Raw genomic sequence first — 16,612 nt, 5'->3', positions numbered from 1 at the left:
GTATGACGTTTATTGATAAATGGCAAAACCAGCTCGATAAAATGATCGAACAAATCAATGCGGCAAATTTAAATGGTTGTTATGGACGCTTAGTAAAGGCATCGGGCTTAGTCCTTGAAGCCACAGGATTAAAATTACCGTTAGGTGCAACGTGTTATGTTGAGCGCTTAATGAATGATAAAATAGAGCCTGTCGAATGTGAAGTTGTTGGTTTTAATGATCATAATTTATATCTTATGCCTTTTGAATCAACCGACGGCGTGTTATCGGGGGCTAAGGTATACCATTCTGCACCAGGAACAAAACGCACATCTGCTAAATTATTTCCACTTAGTCATGCTTTACTTGGGCGGGTCGTTGATGCAACAGGTCAACCTTTAGATGGTAAACCTTTGCCTTTTGATGTAGACATGCAAAGCCTACACAGTAAAGTTTTAAATCCCTTACAAAGAGCGCCTATTCAAGATATTTTAGATGTCGGTGTGCGAACAATAAATGCCTTGTTGACGGTTGGACGAGGTCAACGCATGGGACTTTTTGCCGGCTCTGGCGTTGGGAAAAGCGTTTTATTAGGGATGATGGCACGTTTTACCAAAGCCGATATTATCGTTGTTGGCTTAATTGGTGAACGCGGTCGTGAAGTTAAAGATTTCATTGAAAATATTTTGGGTGAACAAGGTTTGGCTCGTGCGGTTGTGGTTGCAGCGCCAGCCGATCTTTCTCCTTTATTACGCCTACAAGGTGCGGCATATAGCACCAAAATTGCTGAGTATTTTCGTGAGCAAGGATTTAATGTGTTATTGATTATGGATTCATTGACTCGCTACGCCATGGCTCAACGTGAGATCGCGCTTGCGATTGGTGAACCCCCTGCTACAAAAGGTTATCCGCCATCGGTATTTGCCAAATTACCGGCATTAGTTGAAAGAGCGGGTAATGATGACGAAGGAAAAGGATCGATTACTGCTTTTTACACGGTATTGACTGAAGGTGATGACCAACAAGATCCCATTGCCGATTCGGCACGAGCGATATTAGATGGTCATATTGTCTTATCACGTTCGTTAGCTGAATCAGGACATTACCCAGCGATTGATATTGAAGCTTCGATAAGCCGTGTAATGACTGAATTACTCGATGTTGAGACAGAAAAAAAGGCGCGTTTATTAAAAAAATTGTTTTCAAGTTATAGGCGTAATCGCGATTTAATTAATGTGGGTGCTTATGCGATGGGAAGTGATCCCTTAGTTGATAAAGCGATTGAAATGTTTCCAATCATTCAACAATTTTTACAACAGGATATTAATCAATATTGCAGTTTTGAACAGGCACATAACGAGTTATCTCATCTTATCAATCCTATTTTAAAGGGTATGTAATAACAGATGTCAAATTTAACGCAATCCCACCAAACGTTTTTAACGTTACAAGATTTATCACAAAAAAAGGTCGATAAGGCCGCTATTATGTTAAAAAAAGTCAATGATGAAATTACCATTAAAAAAAATCAGCTTGATTTGTTAACGGACTATTACGATGAATATCAAATAAAATTAAAAAATGATTTGCTTACTGGTATTCATTCTAATGAATTAATTAATTTTCGAACCTTTATTTATAAAGTGGAACAATCAATTATGCAACAAAAGCAATTGTTGGTTGCTTTAAAGGCTAAACAAACGCAGGCAAAGTTTCATTTGCAACAATCGCAAAAAAAATTGAATTCTTTTACGACGCTCGTCAATAAACAAGAAAGACAAATGAAGGCGAAAGAAAATCGTCAACAACAAAAGTTAACTGATGAATTTACCCAGCAACAAGCAGCGAGAAAAATTGTTAATGAATATTAATCCCTTACTTAATGTAACATCTAATCAAAATGCCTCTAATACAAAAGAAGGCAACAAATTAGCATCAGATGAAGATGAACGTTTTTCACAATTGTTACACATAAATGATCCTACATTACAGATCAATGCAGAATTAAATAGCCAGCAAAGTGTTGACTTTTTCCCATTTGCGGATGAGATAGGGTATGAAGGATCGTTTTTAGTTGAAAGTGATGAAGGGATCAATCTGAGCTTATCGATGGGATCACTGGCGATTGAAGAAGAACAAATGTCGAATTTAACTTTAGCCGATCAAATGATAGTAAAGGATGAAGACGATATAATGCAATCGACCGGTCGTTTTAATCAATTTATTAATGATTCTAAACAACTATCGTCCATGAAGACTGATGCAGATAACGATGATGACACGCTAAAATTATTCAATGACGTAAAAGAGATGACGAAGCTTGATAAGAAAGAAGTGCAAGGGATTAATGATATTCGATCGTCTTTAAAAAAAGTAAAGCATGAGCCGGCATCAATTAAAGGCCTGAGTAAACTAAAAAATCCGTCGTCAAATACGATAAAAAATCAGTTGGCAAGTAGTTTTAATCGATATGGATTTAATCGTTACTCTAATCAGCCAACTAATCTGACCTCGTCAACGCTTTCTATAGCGGCAAATCCTTCGATAGAACTTGCTGAGGCGGTAACACCCTCATTAAATGTTATGTCGTCATCGTCGACTTTATTACAAACTCCAGCACAAGTTGTGCCAAGTGTTACTATCCCGATTCCTGTTACTCAGCCACAATGGCAAGCTGCATTGAATCAGCAAATCATGATGTTTGCCCATAATGATATCAAACAAGCCGAAATACGTTTAAATCCAGAGGAATTAGGTTCATTACATATTAAATTAGAATTAAATGATAATAAAATGCACTTACATATGGCAGCGGCCGATGCCGCAGTAAAAAGTATTATTGAATCGGCATTACCTTATTTAAGAACTTCATTATCTGAACAAAATATTGATTTGTCTCAAACACAAGTCAGTCATTTTACGGCAGAAAATCAGGCGGATCCTCAATCACAATTTAGTGGTTTTGCAAAATCACAAGATCAACATAATGTCGAACCATTATCTTCGAATAATCAAACCAAATCAGATGATGTAAACAATAGTCATTTACAAGCAAACAAACCATCAACGGTTGGCATTAGTATCTTTGCGTAAATGTTTGTTAATTTTATTCGCTGATAATATGCGTGGCTGATAGGGGTTAAATGGTTACTTTATGCTAAGTTAACATTATCGTTTGAGAATAACTTCGGTGTTTGCAAATAGGGTAATCTTTGAATAACCCTTATTTTTATAAGTTATTCTTTAAATCAAAATGTTTAACTTGATTTAAGATACCCATTATTTTTATCTTTCAATAAGTTCTGCTCATAGGTATTACTTTTATGCAAAATAATAAGAAAAAGATAAGTTTTATCTTGTTTTTTTTAACATTGATTTGTTCATGTTCTCTAGCGTTATCATGTTATATATTTTTTAAAGGGCAGTTTATTAAATCTGCACCTGTCGTTGAAAAAAAGAATCCGGTTTTACCGGTCTTTCTTGTATTAAAACCGTTCACTGTTACCCTGCCAACTATACAGCAAGGCTATGAAATTAATAAAGTCCTTTATATAGGGGTTGTGTTGCGTGTAAATAACGAAGAGACAAAAAATAAATTGAATGAATATTTGCCAGAAGTTAGAAACAATTTATTACTGTTATTAAGTAATCAAAATATTAATGATTTACAACAAAAATCGGGCAAAATTACGTTAAGCCAAAAGATTAAAGAAGAATTATCGCACGCATATGATGGTGTCAATAACATTGATATTGATGAAGTATTATTTACAGATTTTATTATACGGTAAAAGCCATGACCGATAAAAAAGGTGAAATGAAAACTACCGTTAAGTCAGAAATGTCGACTAAAGGCGAAGGAAAAGCAAAACACAGCGTGAATGATAAAAATCGACGCGCCAGTCTTGCCGGAAAACGAAAGCTTGAAGTTAAACCTTATGATTTTGAAAGTAAACATAATGTTATCCCTGAACGATTTATGGGGCTTGAAATCGTTAATGAAAACTTTGCGCGCAATTTTCGTATTGGTTTATTTAATGTGCTTCGACGTAATATTGATATCCAACTTAAATCGATCGATGTACAAAAGTTCGAAAAATTTTCAGTGTTATGCTCCCCAATGACGCATTTAAATTTAGTCAGTTTAAAACCATTACGTGGTACTAGTTTATTTACGTTTTCATCATCATTGGTTTATATCATTCTTGAAAATTTATTTGGTGGTAAGACAAATGTTCAAATTAAAAATTTACCGATACGCGATTATACGTTGATTGAACAAAATATTTTAAATCGAATTTTGCAAGTCGCATTAACGGCCTTTAAAAATTCATGGGCTGAAATTTACCCCATATCGCCAGCTTATGTACGCTCTGAAATGCAAAGTAAATTTACCAATATCACAACGTCATCCGATGATCCGGTTATTACCTCGGTCTTTATAGTTGAAATTGACAATGTAAAAGGGCAATTTGGCATTTGTATTCCTTATTCAATGTTTGAGCCTATTAAAGATATGTTAATTAAGCCGCTAGTTGAAAAACAATTCACCCAAGATGATCATCTATGGCGAAGTTCTTTAACCTCTGGCATAAAAGATTCGACGGTGCAACTTGTCGCTAATCTAACCAATATCAAAACAACCTTTGATCATATTTTGGCATTAAAGGTCAATGATGTGTTACCGATAGAAAAACCCAATATTATCGATATTACAATTGGCGGTGTTCCTGTTTTAAAAGGGCAATATGGGCGATCTAATAAGCAATATGCTGTTCAAGTCGAAGAAATCATAAATCGAACCATTGAACAATTGAATGATCAATTGAATAATGAGGAAAAACCAAATGAATGATAGTAATCCTACTCAAGATACTGAAAAATCAGCGGCAGCTGATGTTGAATCAGAAATAGCAACGCCTGAAGAGAAAGCGGAAACAACCGTTCAAGAAGCTGTTTTTGAAACCTTAACGCCAAAAGCGACATTAACTAAAGCGGAAGATATCAATTTAATTTTAGATATTCCCGTTAACATGAGTGTCGAATTGGGGCGTGTCAAAATGACCATTAAAGAATTACTTAATTTAACGCAAGGATCGATTATTGCATTAAATGGTATTGCGGGTGAGCCTTTAGATATTCTTATCAATGGCTATTTAATTGCTCAAGGGGAAATTGTGGTGGTCGGTGATAATTATGGTATCCGTATAACAGATATTATCACGCCTTCAGAGCGTGTACATCGTTTAAGCCGTTAATATCAATATGGCTAATCGTTATCTATCAATGAATCAAATCGATGAAAATAATACGTCGTCTATGATAACCAATCATACGATCAGTAAAAATAGCGGGCAGGCATCCTTGTCTTTGGCAAATGATATGCCAATTTTTGGACAAGTAGGCATGGCATTTGCCATTGTTATGTTAACGATTATGGTGCTGGTATGGATAATTAAGCGTTTTAACTTAAAAAAATATACGCATGGAATGATTCATCTGCGTGCTAATTATGCATTAACAGCTAAAGAGCGCATTGTGGTTATTGAAGTTGAAAAGCAATTGCTTGTGGTCGGAGTAACAAGCCAACAAATGACATTATTGCATTCTTTTACTGATCAAAAGGATCACTTTAACAATCAGTTTAAACACAATCACGATGTGAATAATCACGACAATAAAACAGATTTTGAACCCGCAAATTCCGATAGTGGTAATTCTAAATTATCGGATGCACAAAATAAGTTTCAACAAATTTTAGCTGCTTCGTTAAAAAAGGTCGCCAAATGAAGCGCATTGTTTTTTTTATGACGAGTTTATTGCTTTATTTAAGTCATGTTCAATCTGTCAGTGCGCAGAATGTCAATGCGAAAAATTTTTTACCCGTTGTTGTCTCTGAATCATTAACAAATGGAACGCAAAGCTGGTCATTACCGATTGAAACGTTAGTTTTTATTACATTATTAACGTTTATTCCAGCTATTTTGTTATTAATGACCAGTTTTACGCGTATTGTTATTGTGCTTGGTTTACTCCGTAATGCCCTAGGTGTGCAATCGGCACCACCGAATCAGATTTTGTTAGGTATTGCGCTTTTTATGACGTTTTTTATTATGGCGCCAGTCTTTGATGATATTTATGATAATGCCTATATTCCTTATTCTGAAAATCAAATCTCAATGCAAGAAGGATTAGAGAAGGCTTCTAAACCTATGCGTGAATTTATGTTAGCGCAAACTCGTGAGAATGATTTAGCTCTTTTTGCCAATATGGCGCATTTAAAGGAAATTGAAACGCGCGATGATTTACCGCTACGCGTTTTAGTCCCGGCATTTGTTGTCAGTGAATTAAAAACGGCTTTTCAAATTGGGTTTACGATTTTTATTCCATTTTTAATTATTGATTTAGTTGTGGCAAGTACGTTAATGGCGCTCGGTATGATGATGCTGCCACCTGCAACCATTTCGTTACCTTTTAAAATTATGCTTTTTGTATTAGCCGATGGGTGGCATCTTTTACTCGGATCGCTTGCGCAAAGCTTTTTTAGTTAACTAAAATTTGAATTGAATGAAACATGACTCCTGAATATATTACAACCCTTGCCATTGAAGCTGTTAAGATAGCGGCGCTTTTAGCGGGTCCTTTATTATTAGTTGCGCTATTAACGGGTTTAATTATTAGTTTATTACAAGCAGCAACACAAATTAATGAAATGACCCTATCATTTATTCCCAAAATTATTGCTGTTGTCACTGTGTTAATTATTGCTGGACCTTGGATGTTGTCATTAATTGTCGACTATATCAAAAATATATTGATTACGATTCCAAGTTTAACCAGTTAATAATTTATGATTTTATGAGTTAATGACGCACAATTAGGAACATTGATTAATCGAAGATTAGGATGCCGATGGATAGTCTTTATACAATCGATTTAAGTTCACTTAGCCAGCAATTTCTCTATCCTTTTGTTCGTATTTTGGCGCTTATCGCTTCAGCCCCGCTAGTTGGAGAAAAAGAAGTCCCCGTTAAGGTAAAAATTAGTCTAGCTTTATTAATTGTGTTTTTACTCCCCATAGCCGATGATTATAAAACGATTGAGATATTTTCTATTTCCGGAATTGTTGTCATTTTATATCAACTCATCATAGGGACAATGATAGGATTTACCATGAAAATGGTATTTATGTCGATGCGTTTTGCTGGTGAATTAATTGGTATGGAGATGGGGCTTGGGATGGCGACTTTCTTTGACCCAACAGGCGGACCTTCGACCTCGGTTTTATCACGTTTATTGCATGTTTTAACGCTGTTATTCTTCTTAAGTTTTGATGGGCATCTGTGGTTATTAAATTGTTTAGCAGAAAGTTTTACACTTGTTCCTATTGCTGATGATCCTTTGCAAGCCAATGGATTTTTAATGTTAGTTGAAGTTAGCACTTTGCTCTTTGTTCATGGCGTTACGCTAGCGTTACCTTTAATTACGTTGTTGTTATTACTAAATATGGTATTAGGTATGTTAAATCGGATGACGCCGCAATTATCCATTTTTGTGATAGGCTTCCCAACCACCTTATTATTGGGGTTGATTATGTTAACGTCATTAATGCCAATTATTTTACCTTATTGTGAATTCTTATTTGCTCAGTTTTATCATAACATCGAACTTATTTTATTGTATTTAAAAAAGATTTAATAATGACTGTACAATAAAAATGAAAATTAATTCATAAATAGTGAATAAAAATTCATTTTTAGCTTGTGTTTCGACGATAAATTTTTTATGCTAGATAGCAATAATGATTAATAAGGGATAACCATGTTAAAAGTTATGATTGTTGGCGCAAGCGGTTATGCAGGAGCAAAATTAGCTTTTTATTTACAACGTCATCCTAATGTTGAAATTATCGCATTAACGGTATCGACAACGAGTCAAGACGCAGGTAAAAGTATTTCTGCCCCTGATCTTCATCCACAATTAAAAGAAGTTGTCGATTTACCTTTGCTAGGTATCGATGATTATTCCTCTTTAATCCATCAAGTAGATGCCGTCTTTTTAGCTACTGAACATCAGGTTAGTCATGATCTTGTTCCTTATTTTTTAGCGCACAACTGTGTTGTTTTTGATTTATCGGGTGCATTCCGGGTTAATTCAACATCTTTTTACCCTGAGTATTATGGTTTTGATCATAACTATTGCGATCTATTATTAAAAGCTGCCTATGGGTTAGCTGAATGGAATGAACAAAAAATAAAGCAGGCGCAATTGATTGCCATTCCAGGGTGTTACCCAACAGCCGCACAACTCGCTTTACAGCCTCTTATTCGCAATCATTTATTAGATTCTCAACAATTACCGGTGATTAATGCGATTAGTGGTGTGAGTGGAGCAGGGCGTAAAGCGAGCCTTAAAACACAATTTTGCGAAGTCAGTATTGAAGCATATGGATTATTTAATCATCGGCACCAGCCGGAAATTGTCCATCATTTACAACAAGATGTTATTTTTATTCCTCATCTTGGTAATTTTAAACAAGGAATACATGAAACGATTACTTGTAAAGTCCAACCAAATGTCAGTCATGATGCTATTTTGCAGGCATTTAATCAATATTATCAGAATAAACCTTTTGTCCGAGTTTATCAAAAGCAGTTTCCGGCTTTGAAGGCTGTTGTTGGCACACCTTACTGTGATATAGGTTTTGTTCTACAAGGACAACATTTAATAGTGATTGCAGTTATCGATAATTTATTAAAAGGTGCCGCAACGCAAGCGATTCAATGTATGAATATTCATTTTGGTTTTAATGAAAAAGCGTCATTAATTTAATGAGGTTAGTGTTAATTTTAGTGTTAACCGTGATTAAAGTCAGGGATTTAAGACATTAAAAATCCATAAAGCAGTTTATTGATAGTTGAAGGAAAATAATGATGAGACCATTAGTTGTAAAATTAGGTGGTGCTGTAATTGATGATCCTCATGCACTACATGAATTATTTGATGTTGTTTATCAATACAAAGAAACGACTCATCGTTTTATCGTTATTATTCATGGTGGCGGTAAATTAGTCGATGATTTAATGGATAAATTAGCTTTACCTGTTGTTCGTAAAAATGGCTTACGCGTTACGCCCAATTCGCAGATAGATATCATTGTCGGCGCTCTTGCTGGTAGTGCAAATACCAAATTATTAGCAGCCGCTAAAAAAATTGGGCTTAATGGTGTTGGATTATGCTTGGGCGATGGCAATACGTGTAATGTGAAACAGATATCAGAAGAATTAGGCTGTGTCGGTATTGCCTCTCCCGGCGATCCAAAATTAATCAATTTACTTTTAAAGGCTGATTATTTGCCGATTATGAGCTCTATTGGTTTAACAAACGAGGGGCAAATAATGAATATTAACGCCGATCATGCCGCTGTTTCGTTAGCAAAAACATTGGATGCGGATTTGCTTTTATTATCTGATGTCGATGGCGTATTAGATGAAAATAAAGAACGCTTAAAACAGTTAACATTATCTGATGCAAAGTTGCTCATTAAGCAAGATATTATTACAGGGGGGATGGTGATTAAGGTCAAATCGGCCTTAGATGCTGCAAACGAATTAGGGCGCGATATCGTGATCGCAAGTTGGCAAGATAGTCATCATCTTATTGATTTATTTAATGGAAAAACGCAAGAGGCTGGAACGAGAGTGATTACGTATTAAACAATAAAATATCCGGTTCTTATTGTTATCAAATCATAAATTTTTAATGTCATTATTACTAGCAGGTGAATTTTAAAAAGGTGCAATATGAAGAAAATGGAACCAAAAAAAGTCGTTTTAGCTTATTCAGGGGGATTAGATACATCGGCAATTATTCCTTGGTTAAAAGAGAATTATCCTGGGTGTGAAGTGTATGCCTTTGTTGCTAATGTCGGTCAAGACCCTAAAGAATTAATCGATGTAGAAAAAAAAGCCAAAGCATCTGGTGCTGTTGCTTGTAAAGTCGTCGATTTACGTGAAGAGTTTGTCAAAGATTATGTTTATCCTGTACTAAAAACGGGTGCTTTATACGAAGGTACTTATTACTTAGGTACCTCAATGGCAAGACCCATTATTGCAAAAGCACAAGTAGAATATGCACTTGAAATTGGTGCCGATACGCTTTGTCATGGCGCAACGGGTAAAGGTAACGATCAAGTCCGTTTTGAAACAACTTATACGGCTTTAGCTCCTGAATTAAAGGTCATTGCACCATGGCGCGAATGGGATTTACGTTCGCGCGAAGCTTTGATTGATTATTTAAAAACTCGCCATATTCCAACGACTGCAACGGTCGAAAAAATTTACAGCCGAGATGAAAATGCATGGCATATTTCGACTGAAGGTGGCGTACTTGAAAGCACGTGGAATTTAGCTAATGATGATTGTTGGGCGTGGACTGTAGCACCTGAAAATGCCCCTGATAAGGCTGAACTTGTAACTATTGGCATTGAAAATGGTGAAGTTATCTCCGTCAATGGTCAATTGCTATCGCCTTATCACTGTGTTGCAACATTAAATAAAATCGGAGCTAAACATGGAGTTGGCCGCGTTGATATTGTTGAAAATCGTTTAGTCGGTATTAAATCACGCGGTTGTTATGAAACACCCGGCGGTACCATTATGATGACAGCGCTACGCGGGTTAGAGCAATTAATTTTTGATCGCGATAGTTTTAAATGGCGGCAACAATTAGGGCTTGAAATGTCCTATGTTGTTTACGATGGTCGCTGGTTTGCGCCATATCGTCGTTCTTTAGAGGCAGCGACAAATGAATTAGCCAAAGACATGTCGGGCGAAGTGGTTGTGAAACTATATAAAGGCTCGGCTATTGCTGTGCAAAAACGTTCAAAAAACAGTCTTTATAATGAAGAATTTGCAACGTTTGGCGAAGATGAGGTTTATGATCATAGCCATGCCGATGGATTTATTCGATTATTTTCATTATCATCAAGGATCCGCGCCTTAAACCAAAAATCACAAAATAAAAAATAAAAGTCAGATTGTTTAATGAGTTTTATTGATTAAAAACGATAAATGACATTATCGCAAAAGGCGACGAAAGTTGCCTTTTATTTACTGATTAAATTTACTATTAACTGAGGTTTTTATGGCACTCTGGGGTGGGCGATTTCGTCAAACAGCCGATAAGCGATTTAAACAATTTAATGATTCTTTGCTTATTGATTGTCGTTTAGTAAAACAAGATATTTTAGCATCGATTGCGTGGTCAAATGCCATTCAACAAGCAGGAGTCATATCTGTTGATGAACAACATCAATTAGAAAAAGCACTCAATGAACTATTAATGGTGGTTGATAAAGATATATCGATTATTTTGCAAAGCGATGCAGAAGATATTCATAGTTGGGTTGAAAAGCAATTAATTGAAAAAGTGGGCGATTTAGGTAAAAAATTACATACAGGGCGTAGCCGTAACGATCAAGTGACGACAGATTTTAAACTTTGGTGTAAAGCAGAAATCACACAACTGATTGCATTGTTAAATCAATTAAAAAAGGCTCTAGTTAATACGGCCGAAAACAATCAGCACATCATAATGCCAGGTTATACTCATTTACAACGTGCCCAACCGATTACATTTGCTCATTGGTGTATGGCCTATTATGAAATGCTTTGCCGCGATATCAGTCGTTTAAATGATACTTTAAATCGTATTGATGTCTGTCCTTTAGGTAGCGGAGCATTAGCGGGTACAGCGTATCCCATTGATCGTGACAAATTAGCTCACTTATTAGGTTTTAAACAAGCAACCAATAATAGTTTGGATTCCGTATCCGATAGGGATTATGTGATGGAATTACTGAATGTTGCATCGATTGGAATGGTGCATTTATCGCGCTTTGCTGAAGATCTTATCATATTTAATAGTGGGGAAGCGGGTTTTATTGAACTGTCCGATAAGGTGACATCGGGTTCATCTTTAATGCCACAGAAAAAAAATCCCGACGCTTTAGAATTGATTCGAGGTAAAACAGGTAAGGTTATTGGCGCACTAACGGCAGGATTTGTGACTTTTAAAGCATTACCACTGGCTTATAATAAAGATCTGCAAGAAGATAAATCGTTGATTTTTGATGCCTTAGATATTTGGCGAGATAGCTTATTAATGGCAGAGTTAGTTCTTGAAGATATTCAAATTAATGAGCAAAAATGCCTATTAGCAGCAAAACAAGGCTATGCGAACTCGACCGAACTTGCTGATTATTTAGTCAGTAAAGGCGTGCCATTTCGAGAAGCTCATCATATTGTTGGTGAGGTTGTCATTTACGCTATCGAAAAACAAAAAGCGTTAGAAGAATTATCAATGGAAGAATTAGCGCAATTTTCATCTAAAATTTCAAACGACGTTTATTTATGTCTGTCTTTATCGTCGTGTTTAGCAAAACGCTCTGCTAAAGGAGGGGTTGCCCCTCGGCAAGTTAAGCGAGCAATAACGGAGGCAAAAGAACAACTAAATCATCAAGTCAATAACTAACTCAATAGCCAATAGAAAAAACAATGAAATAACTAATAAATTTTTTTAATGGCCGGCGGGTTAATTTAAAAATAAATTTATCAAAAATCCCATTGTATCTAAAAGCGGACAATGTAAAAATAACGACTTATGTTAATTGATGAAAGTGAAATGCAATGAATAACTGTTACAATTTTAGTGCAGGTCCGGCTAAATTACCGTTTGAAGTATTAAAATTAGCTCAAAGTGAGTTTTTAAATTGGCAAAATACCGGCGCTTCAGTGATGGAGTTAAGCCATCGAGGAAAAGACTTTGATACCTGTGCTATCACAGCAACGAAAGATTTACGTGATTTATTAAATGTACCTGATAACTATAAAATTTTGTTTTGCCAAGGCGGAGCAAGAGGACAGTTTGCGGCAGTACCATTAAATATTTTAGGTAATCATCAACAAGCAGATTACATAAATAGTGGTTTTTGGAGCCAAAGCGCGGCAAAAGAAGCCAGTAAATATTGCCATGTTAATGAACAAGATATTTTAGTTAAACAAAATGGCATGACGAGTGTTAAACCCATGGCGTTGTGGCAACAAACTCAAGATGCCGCTTATTTACATTATTGCCCAAACGAAACGATTGATGGTATCCAAATTTTTGAACAGCCTGATTTTGCCAATAAAATTGTCGTTGCCGATATGTCTTCGTGTATTCTTGCTATGCCCATTGATGTCTCTAAATATGGCATTATTTATGCTGGTGCACAAAAAAATGTCGGACCTTCTGGCATAACCATTGTTATTGTGCGTGATGATTTGATAGGTTTTGCTAAATCAATAACACCTTCAATTCTAGACTATAAAGTCTTAGCAGATTATGATTCTATGTTTAATACTCCGCCAACTTTTGCCTGGTATATGTCAGGACTTGTGTTTAAATGGTTAAAACAATTAGGGGGATTATCTGCTATTGAAAAACGAAATAAAATCAAAGCAGAACGTTTATATCAATTTATCGACAAGTCTGATTTTTATCATAACACTATCGCGCCGGCTAATCGGTCAATCATGAATGTCACTTTTTTTGCGCCTAATGAGACATTAAATAAATTATTTGTCGAAGAAGCGACAAAGGTCGGCATTATCGGCATTAAAGGTCACCGTATTGCTGGCGGAATGCGCGCATCTATTTATAACGCAATGGATCTTGCGGGAGTGGATTATTTAATTGAGTTTATGAAACGGTTTGAAGAGCAAAATATTAATCATTTATGAGTCATCTGGCGTTATTAATATTTATAAAACGTAAAATTAAATTTTGTGTATTTGGCAATTTAATGTGTCTACTATCAAAATAGGATCGCATTTTAAAATATAAATTGATAAATACACTAAATTTAACCATTTTTAATGGTATTCCTTCAAAATTCGATATTTAATTGAAACTAATCGATTAATATATTTTTCACCTCATCATTTTTTATCTTATTTTAGTTTCAGACTATTAATTTATCCCTGATCATAGCAATAGTATCAAGGTAAAGTTAGGCTTCAAATCTAAAAGAACAACCGATGTATGGGTTTAAATATACGTTGATTTGATAGCCGAAGTTTTATAGTATTAGCAACTTTAATAACATTTAATGGAAAAGGGTATGAAAAAAATTTTATTAGTGAGTTTATTGGGATGCTTTTTAGTGGGGTGTGATGAAGGAAAAACAGATTCAGTGACGATTTCTAACTCAAAAATTACTCCAGAATGTGCTTCAGGATCAACTATAACAGGAAAAATTTACTCTGTTTTACAAAAAAGTTTTTTATACCAAAAAAACGGTAAGGAAATGGAACTTATTATTAATGAAAGATATAGAAAAGCGACAGGAAAAACAGAATATTTATATGTGGACTCGCATATGGAAGTCATTGAAGAATGTGTAAATGGGGAGTTTTCATATATAAGAATAACACATCCAGATTATTTGGTTAACACATATAAAGGATGGATAAAACAAGCAGATTTAGATAAGGGTTAAGTTCTAGAAGATCTTTGCATTAGAAAGTATACATAATTTTTTTATCTGAACAGAGAAAAGGGGATTTATATTTTTTGACAGAAACAAGTTATGACGTCAATAAAACAAATGGTAACGTAATCACTGATGTTTCTTTTGACGTTGAAAATTAGTCGAAAATATTTAAATAAGACCAAATATCTTTGAGCACCATAAAAATTTCTGAACCATAAATGATCGATATGGCATAGATAACGGTTTCATAAAGATCAGGAGATAACTCTTTTTTGAGTGGTTCAAGGAGTTTAAATAGAATATCTTTGCGATTACCTCTTATTAGTTTATCTTCTGATAATGTGTTAGCCGATTTTTCCTCTGCCCATTGTTGTAATGAAATTTGTAATGCCGCGCGAAATACCCCTTCATGTTTTAACATTTGAGGAAAAGCAAAAGCTAAAAAATCAGCAATATTGTCTTCAGGATCAATTTGAGTTGAGTGCCAAGCAAAAATTGGTTCTAATGAACTTTTAACCATTGCAGAAATTAATTCATTTTGAGTAGAAAAATAACGATAAGCCGTAGCTCTAGAAACTCCGGCTTTTTCGGCAAGTTCTGAGATAGTCAGTGAATGCCCTTGCTCATATTCTTCCAGTGCAATACTGATTAGACGTTCATAATTACGTTTTTTGATGCCATGATATAAATGTTTTTTGTCCATTACTCATTTTAATTAATATTTAATAAGATCAATATAATAACGTATTTTCCCTTTCATTTAAATTTATGCCTACACATCAAAAATGAGACTTAAGTCTCATTTTTGATGTATAATCAGTGACAAAGCACTCTAGGTTAGATAACAATAATAATGACCAATCTATTTATTGAAAGGATACTATAATGAATAAAAATAATGTGACATATCTAGTTACAACTCTCGATACGAAGGGTGAAGAGATTTTTTATGTAAAAGATTTGCTTGAAAAACAAGACGTTAAAACTAAAATCATTGATCTTTCAACCCAACCTTATGATTCTCAATATGTTGCTGATATTGATGCCGAAACAATTGCTAGTTATCATCCACAAGGTAAAGAGGCTATTTTTTGTGGCGACCGCGGAAAAGCAATTATTGCTATGTCGATTGCCTTTGAGCTTTATTTACTTAAACAACAAGATGTCGGCGCAATATTGGGATTAGGTGGCTCGGGTGGTACGGCATTAATCACACCGGCAATGAAATCATTACCGATAGGTATACCGAAATTGATGGTATCAACAATGGCATCTGGGGATATTTCTGGCTATATTGGTTCAAGTGATATTGCCATGCTTTATTCAGTTACTGATATTTCAGGTTTAAATATTATTTCAAGAAAAGTATTGACTAATGCCGCTAATTTTATTATCGGTGCCGTTTTATTTTATAAACATCAACAGCGAAATGATAAACCTGCATTAGGTTTAACCATGTTTGGTGTAACAACACCTTGCGTACAATTGCTAACCTCAAAACTTGCTGATAAATATGACTGTTTAGTCTTTCATGCCACAGGTAGTGGTGGTAAAGCGATGGAAAAATTGGTTGATAGTCATCTATTACATGGCGTTTTAGATATAACAACAACCGAAGTTTGTGATTATTTATTTGATGGCGTTTTAGCTTGCGATGCAGAACGATTTGATTCAATTGCAAGGACTAAAATACCTTATATTGGCTCTTGTGGGGCACTAGATATGGTTAATTTTGGTAGCCCTGCGACTATTCCAGAAAAATATCGCCATCGCCATTTTTATCAGCATAATCCGCAAGTCACCTTAATGAGAACAAATTTAGAAGAAAATATCGCTTTAGCTAAATGGATTGCAGGCAAACTTAATCAATGTGAAGGTCATGTCATTTTTATAATTCCTGAAGGTGGTTTTTCGGCACTAGATATTGAAGGTGGTGATTTTGACGATCAGGCAGTGAGACAAGCCTTTATAGATACGTTTGAACGTGAGTTTGTGCAAACAGAAAAGCGAATATTGATTAAAACACCTTATCATATTAACTCGGCAGAGTTTGCAAAGCTAGTTACTACATATTTCAATCAATTAATACCAAATTAG

Annotated in this window: 18 protein-coding genes; 17 read left to right on the top strand and 1 reads right to left on the bottom strand. The window is 35.1% G+C overall.

Annotation, left to right across the window (positions count from 1 at the left end; all coding sequences use genetic code 11):
- Window positions 1-2 precede the first annotated feature (2 nt).
- The 16 genes from fliI (at window position 3) to ACSYSW_RS06190 (ending at window position 14,521) form a co-directional block, all read left to right on the top strand.
- Window positions 3-1,379, top strand: coding sequence for a flagellar protein export ATPase FliI (gene fliI, locus ACSYSW_RS06265; RefSeq protein WP_491705833.1), 1,377 nt, complete (start codon window positions 3-5; stop codon window positions 1,377-1,379).
- Between the two features lie 6 nt (window positions 1,380-1,385).
- Complete coding sequence (fliJ, locus tag ACSYSW_RS06260; RefSeq protein ID WP_491705834.1) at window positions 1,386-1,850, top strand: flagellar export protein FliJ; 465 nt, start codon at window positions 1,386-1,388, stop codon at window positions 1,848-1,850.
- The gene (locus ACSYSW_RS06255; protein WP_491705835.1) at window positions 1,840-3,072 is read left to right on the top strand and encodes a flagellar hook-length control protein FliK; all 1,233 of its coding nucleotides are present in this window, start codon (window positions 1,840-1,842) and stop codon (window positions 3,070-3,072) included. The genes fliJ and ACSYSW_RS06255 overlap by 11 nt, the downstream gene beginning before the upstream one ends.
- Window positions 3,073-3,302: 230 nt before the next feature.
- On the top strand, window positions 3,303-3,770 hold the full coding sequence (locus ACSYSW_RS06250) for a flagellar basal body-associated FliL family protein (protein WP_491705836.1): 468 nt from the start codon (window positions 3,303-3,305) through the stop codon (window positions 3,768-3,770).
- 5 nt (window positions 3,771-3,775) lie between these two features.
- Window positions 3,776-4,834, top strand: coding sequence for a flagellar motor switch protein FliM (gene fliM, locus ACSYSW_RS06245; RefSeq protein WP_491705837.1), 1,059 nt, complete (start codon window positions 3,776-3,778; stop codon window positions 4,832-4,834).
- Entirely contained in the window at window positions 4,827-5,237 is a 411-nt protein-coding gene (gene fliN, locus ACSYSW_RS06240; protein ID WP_491705838.1) for a flagellar motor switch protein FliN, read from the top strand. The genes fliM and fliN overlap by 8 nt, the downstream gene beginning before the upstream one ends.
- A gap of 7 nt (window positions 5,238-5,244) precedes the next feature.
- Window positions 5,245-5,769 (top strand): FliO/MopB family protein, encoded by a 525-nt coding sequence (locus ACSYSW_RS06235; protein WP_491705839.1) that lies wholly within the window; start codon window positions 5,245-5,247, stop codon window positions 5,767-5,769.
- Window positions 5,766-6,530 carry a flagellar type III secretion system pore protein FliP gene (fliP, locus tag ACSYSW_RS06230; RefSeq protein WP_491705840.1) on the top strand — a complete coding sequence of 255 codons (765 nt, stop codon included), beginning with the start codon at window positions 5,766-5,768 and terminating at the stop codon, window positions 6,528-6,530. The genes ACSYSW_RS06235 and fliP overlap by 4 nt, the downstream gene beginning before the upstream one ends.
- 23 nt (window positions 6,531-6,553) lie before the next feature.
- Complete coding sequence (gene fliQ / locus ACSYSW_RS06225; protein ID WP_491705841.1) at window positions 6,554-6,823, top strand: flagellar biosynthesis protein FliQ; 270 nt, start codon at window positions 6,554-6,556, stop codon at window positions 6,821-6,823.
- 68 nt (window positions 6,824-6,891) lie between these two features.
- The gene (fliR, locus tag ACSYSW_RS06220) at window positions 6,892-7,677 is read left to right on the top strand and encodes a flagellar biosynthetic protein FliR (RefSeq protein ID WP_491705842.1); all 786 of its coding nucleotides are present in this window, start codon (window positions 6,892-6,894) and stop codon (window positions 7,675-7,677) included.
- Between the two features lie 123 nt (window positions 7,678-7,800).
- On the top strand, window positions 7,801-8,811 hold the full coding sequence (argC, locus tag ACSYSW_RS06215) for an N-acetyl-gamma-glutamyl-phosphate reductase (RefSeq protein WP_491705843.1): 1,011 nt from the start codon (window positions 7,801-7,803) through the stop codon (window positions 8,809-8,811).
- 101 nt (window positions 8,812-8,912) lie between these two features.
- On the top strand, window positions 8,913-9,695 hold the full coding sequence (gene argB / locus ACSYSW_RS06210) for an acetylglutamate kinase (RefSeq protein ID WP_491706072.1): 783 nt from the start codon (window positions 8,913-8,915) through the stop codon (window positions 9,693-9,695).
- 87 nt (window positions 9,696-9,782) lie between these two features.
- On the top strand, window positions 9,783-11,009 hold the full coding sequence (locus ACSYSW_RS06205; protein WP_491705844.1) for an argininosuccinate synthase: 1,227 nt from the start codon (window positions 9,783-9,785) through the stop codon (window positions 11,007-11,009).
- A 115-nt stretch (window positions 11,010-11,124) separates the two neighbouring features.
- On the top strand, window positions 11,125-12,513 hold the full coding sequence (argH, locus tag ACSYSW_RS06200; RefSeq protein ID WP_491705845.1) for an argininosuccinate lyase: 1,389 nt from the start codon (window positions 11,125-11,127) through the stop codon (window positions 12,511-12,513).
- A 155-nt stretch (window positions 12,514-12,668) separates the two neighbouring features.
- Window positions 12,669-13,763, top strand: a complete 1,095-nt coding sequence (gene serC / locus ACSYSW_RS06195; RefSeq protein ID WP_491705846.1) for a 3-phosphoserine/phosphohydroxythreonine transaminase — start codon at window positions 12,669-12,671, stop codon at window positions 13,761-13,763.
- A gap of 380 nt (window positions 13,764-14,143) precedes the next feature.
- On the top strand, window positions 14,144-14,521 hold the full coding sequence (locus ACSYSW_RS06190; RefSeq protein WP_491705847.1) for a hypothetical protein: 378 nt from the start codon (window positions 14,144-14,146) through the stop codon (window positions 14,519-14,521).
- 148 nt (window positions 14,522-14,669) lie between these two features.
- On the opposite strand, the gene ACSYSW_RS06185 is transcribed toward ACSYSW_RS06190, so the two are convergent.
- Window positions 14,670-15,218, bottom strand: a complete 549-nt coding sequence (locus ACSYSW_RS06185; RefSeq protein ID WP_491706183.1) for a TetR/AcrR family transcriptional regulator — start codon at window positions 15,216-15,218, stop codon at window positions 14,670-14,672.
- 182 nt (window positions 15,219-15,400) lie between these two features.
- Between ACSYSW_RS06185 and ACSYSW_RS06180 the strand changes: the two genes are divergently transcribed.
- Window positions 15,401-16,612: a Tm-1-like ATP-binding domain-containing protein gene (locus tag ACSYSW_RS06180; protein ID WP_491705892.1), complete on the top strand. Its 1,212-nt coding sequence runs from the start codon at window positions 15,401-15,403 to the stop codon at window positions 16,610-16,612.

It is taken from the genome of Gilliamella sp. ESL1225 (assembly GCF_058502635.1).
Note: the sequence above shows the minus strand (reverse complement) of the source record. Positions and strands in the feature narration are given on the sequence as shown.

Excerpts from the sequence above, each read along its gene's own strand:
- ACSYSW_RS06235 (WP_491705839.1), top strand. The coding sequence starts at position 5,245 with ATGGCTAATCGTTATCTATCAATGAATCAAATCGATGAAAATAATACG.
- ACSYSW_RS06185 (WP_491706183.1), bottom strand. The coding sequence starts at position 15,218 with ATGGACAAAAAACATTTATATCATGGCATCAAAAAACGTAATTATGAA.
- fliQ (WP_491705841.1), top strand. The coding sequence starts at position 6,554 with ATGACTCCTGAATATATTACAACCCTTGCCATTGAAGCTGTTAAGATA.
- argB (WP_491706072.1), top strand. The coding sequence starts at position 8,913 with ATGAGACCATTAGTTGTAAAATTAGGTGGTGCTGTAATTGATGATCCT.
- ACSYSW_RS06180 (WP_491705892.1), top strand. The coding sequence starts at position 15,401 with ATGAATAAAAATAATGTGACATATCTAGTTACAACTCTCGATACGAAG.
- fliP (WP_491705840.1), top strand. The coding sequence starts at position 5,766 with ATGAAGCGCATTGTTTTTTTTATGACGAGTTTATTGCTTTATTTAAGT.
- fliR (WP_491705842.1), top strand. The coding sequence starts at position 6,892 with ATGGATAGTCTTTATACAATCGATTTAAGTTCACTTAGCCAGCAATTT.
- serC (WP_491705846.1), top strand. The coding sequence starts at position 12,669 with ATGAATAACTGTTACAATTTTAGTGCAGGTCCGGCTAAATTACCGTTT.
- ACSYSW_RS06250 (WP_491705836.1), top strand. The coding sequence starts at position 3,303 with ATGCAAAATAATAAGAAAAAGATAAGTTTTATCTTGTTTTTTTTAACA.
- ACSYSW_RS06205 (WP_491705844.1), top strand. The coding sequence starts at position 9,783 with ATGAAGAAAATGGAACCAAAAAAAGTCGTTTTAGCTTATTCAGGGGGA.
- fliJ (WP_491705834.1), top strand. The coding sequence starts at position 1,386 with ATGTCAAATTTAACGCAATCCCACCAAACGTTTTTAACGTTACAAGAT.
- fliN (WP_491705838.1), top strand. The coding sequence starts at position 4,827 with ATGAATGATAGTAATCCTACTCAAGATACTGAAAAATCAGCGGCAGCT.
- ACSYSW_RS06190 (WP_491705847.1), top strand. The coding sequence starts at position 14,144 with ATGAAAAAAATTTTATTAGTGAGTTTATTGGGATGCTTTTTAGTGGGG.
- argC (WP_491705843.1), top strand. The coding sequence starts at position 7,801 with ATGTTAAAAGTTATGATTGTTGGCGCAAGCGGTTATGCAGGAGCAAAA.
- fliM (WP_491705837.1), top strand. The coding sequence starts at position 3,776 with ATGACCGATAAAAAAGGTGAAATGAAAACTACCGTTAAGTCAGAAATG.
- argH (WP_491705845.1), top strand. The coding sequence starts at position 11,125 with ATGGCACTCTGGGGTGGGCGATTTCGTCAAACAGCCGATAAGCGATTT.
- fliI (WP_491705833.1), top strand. The coding sequence starts at position 3 with ATGACGTTTATTGATAAATGGCAAAACCAGCTCGATAAAATGATCGAA.
- ACSYSW_RS06255 (WP_491705835.1), top strand. The coding sequence starts at position 1,840 with ATGAATATTAATCCCTTACTTAATGTAACATCTAATCAAAATGCCTCT.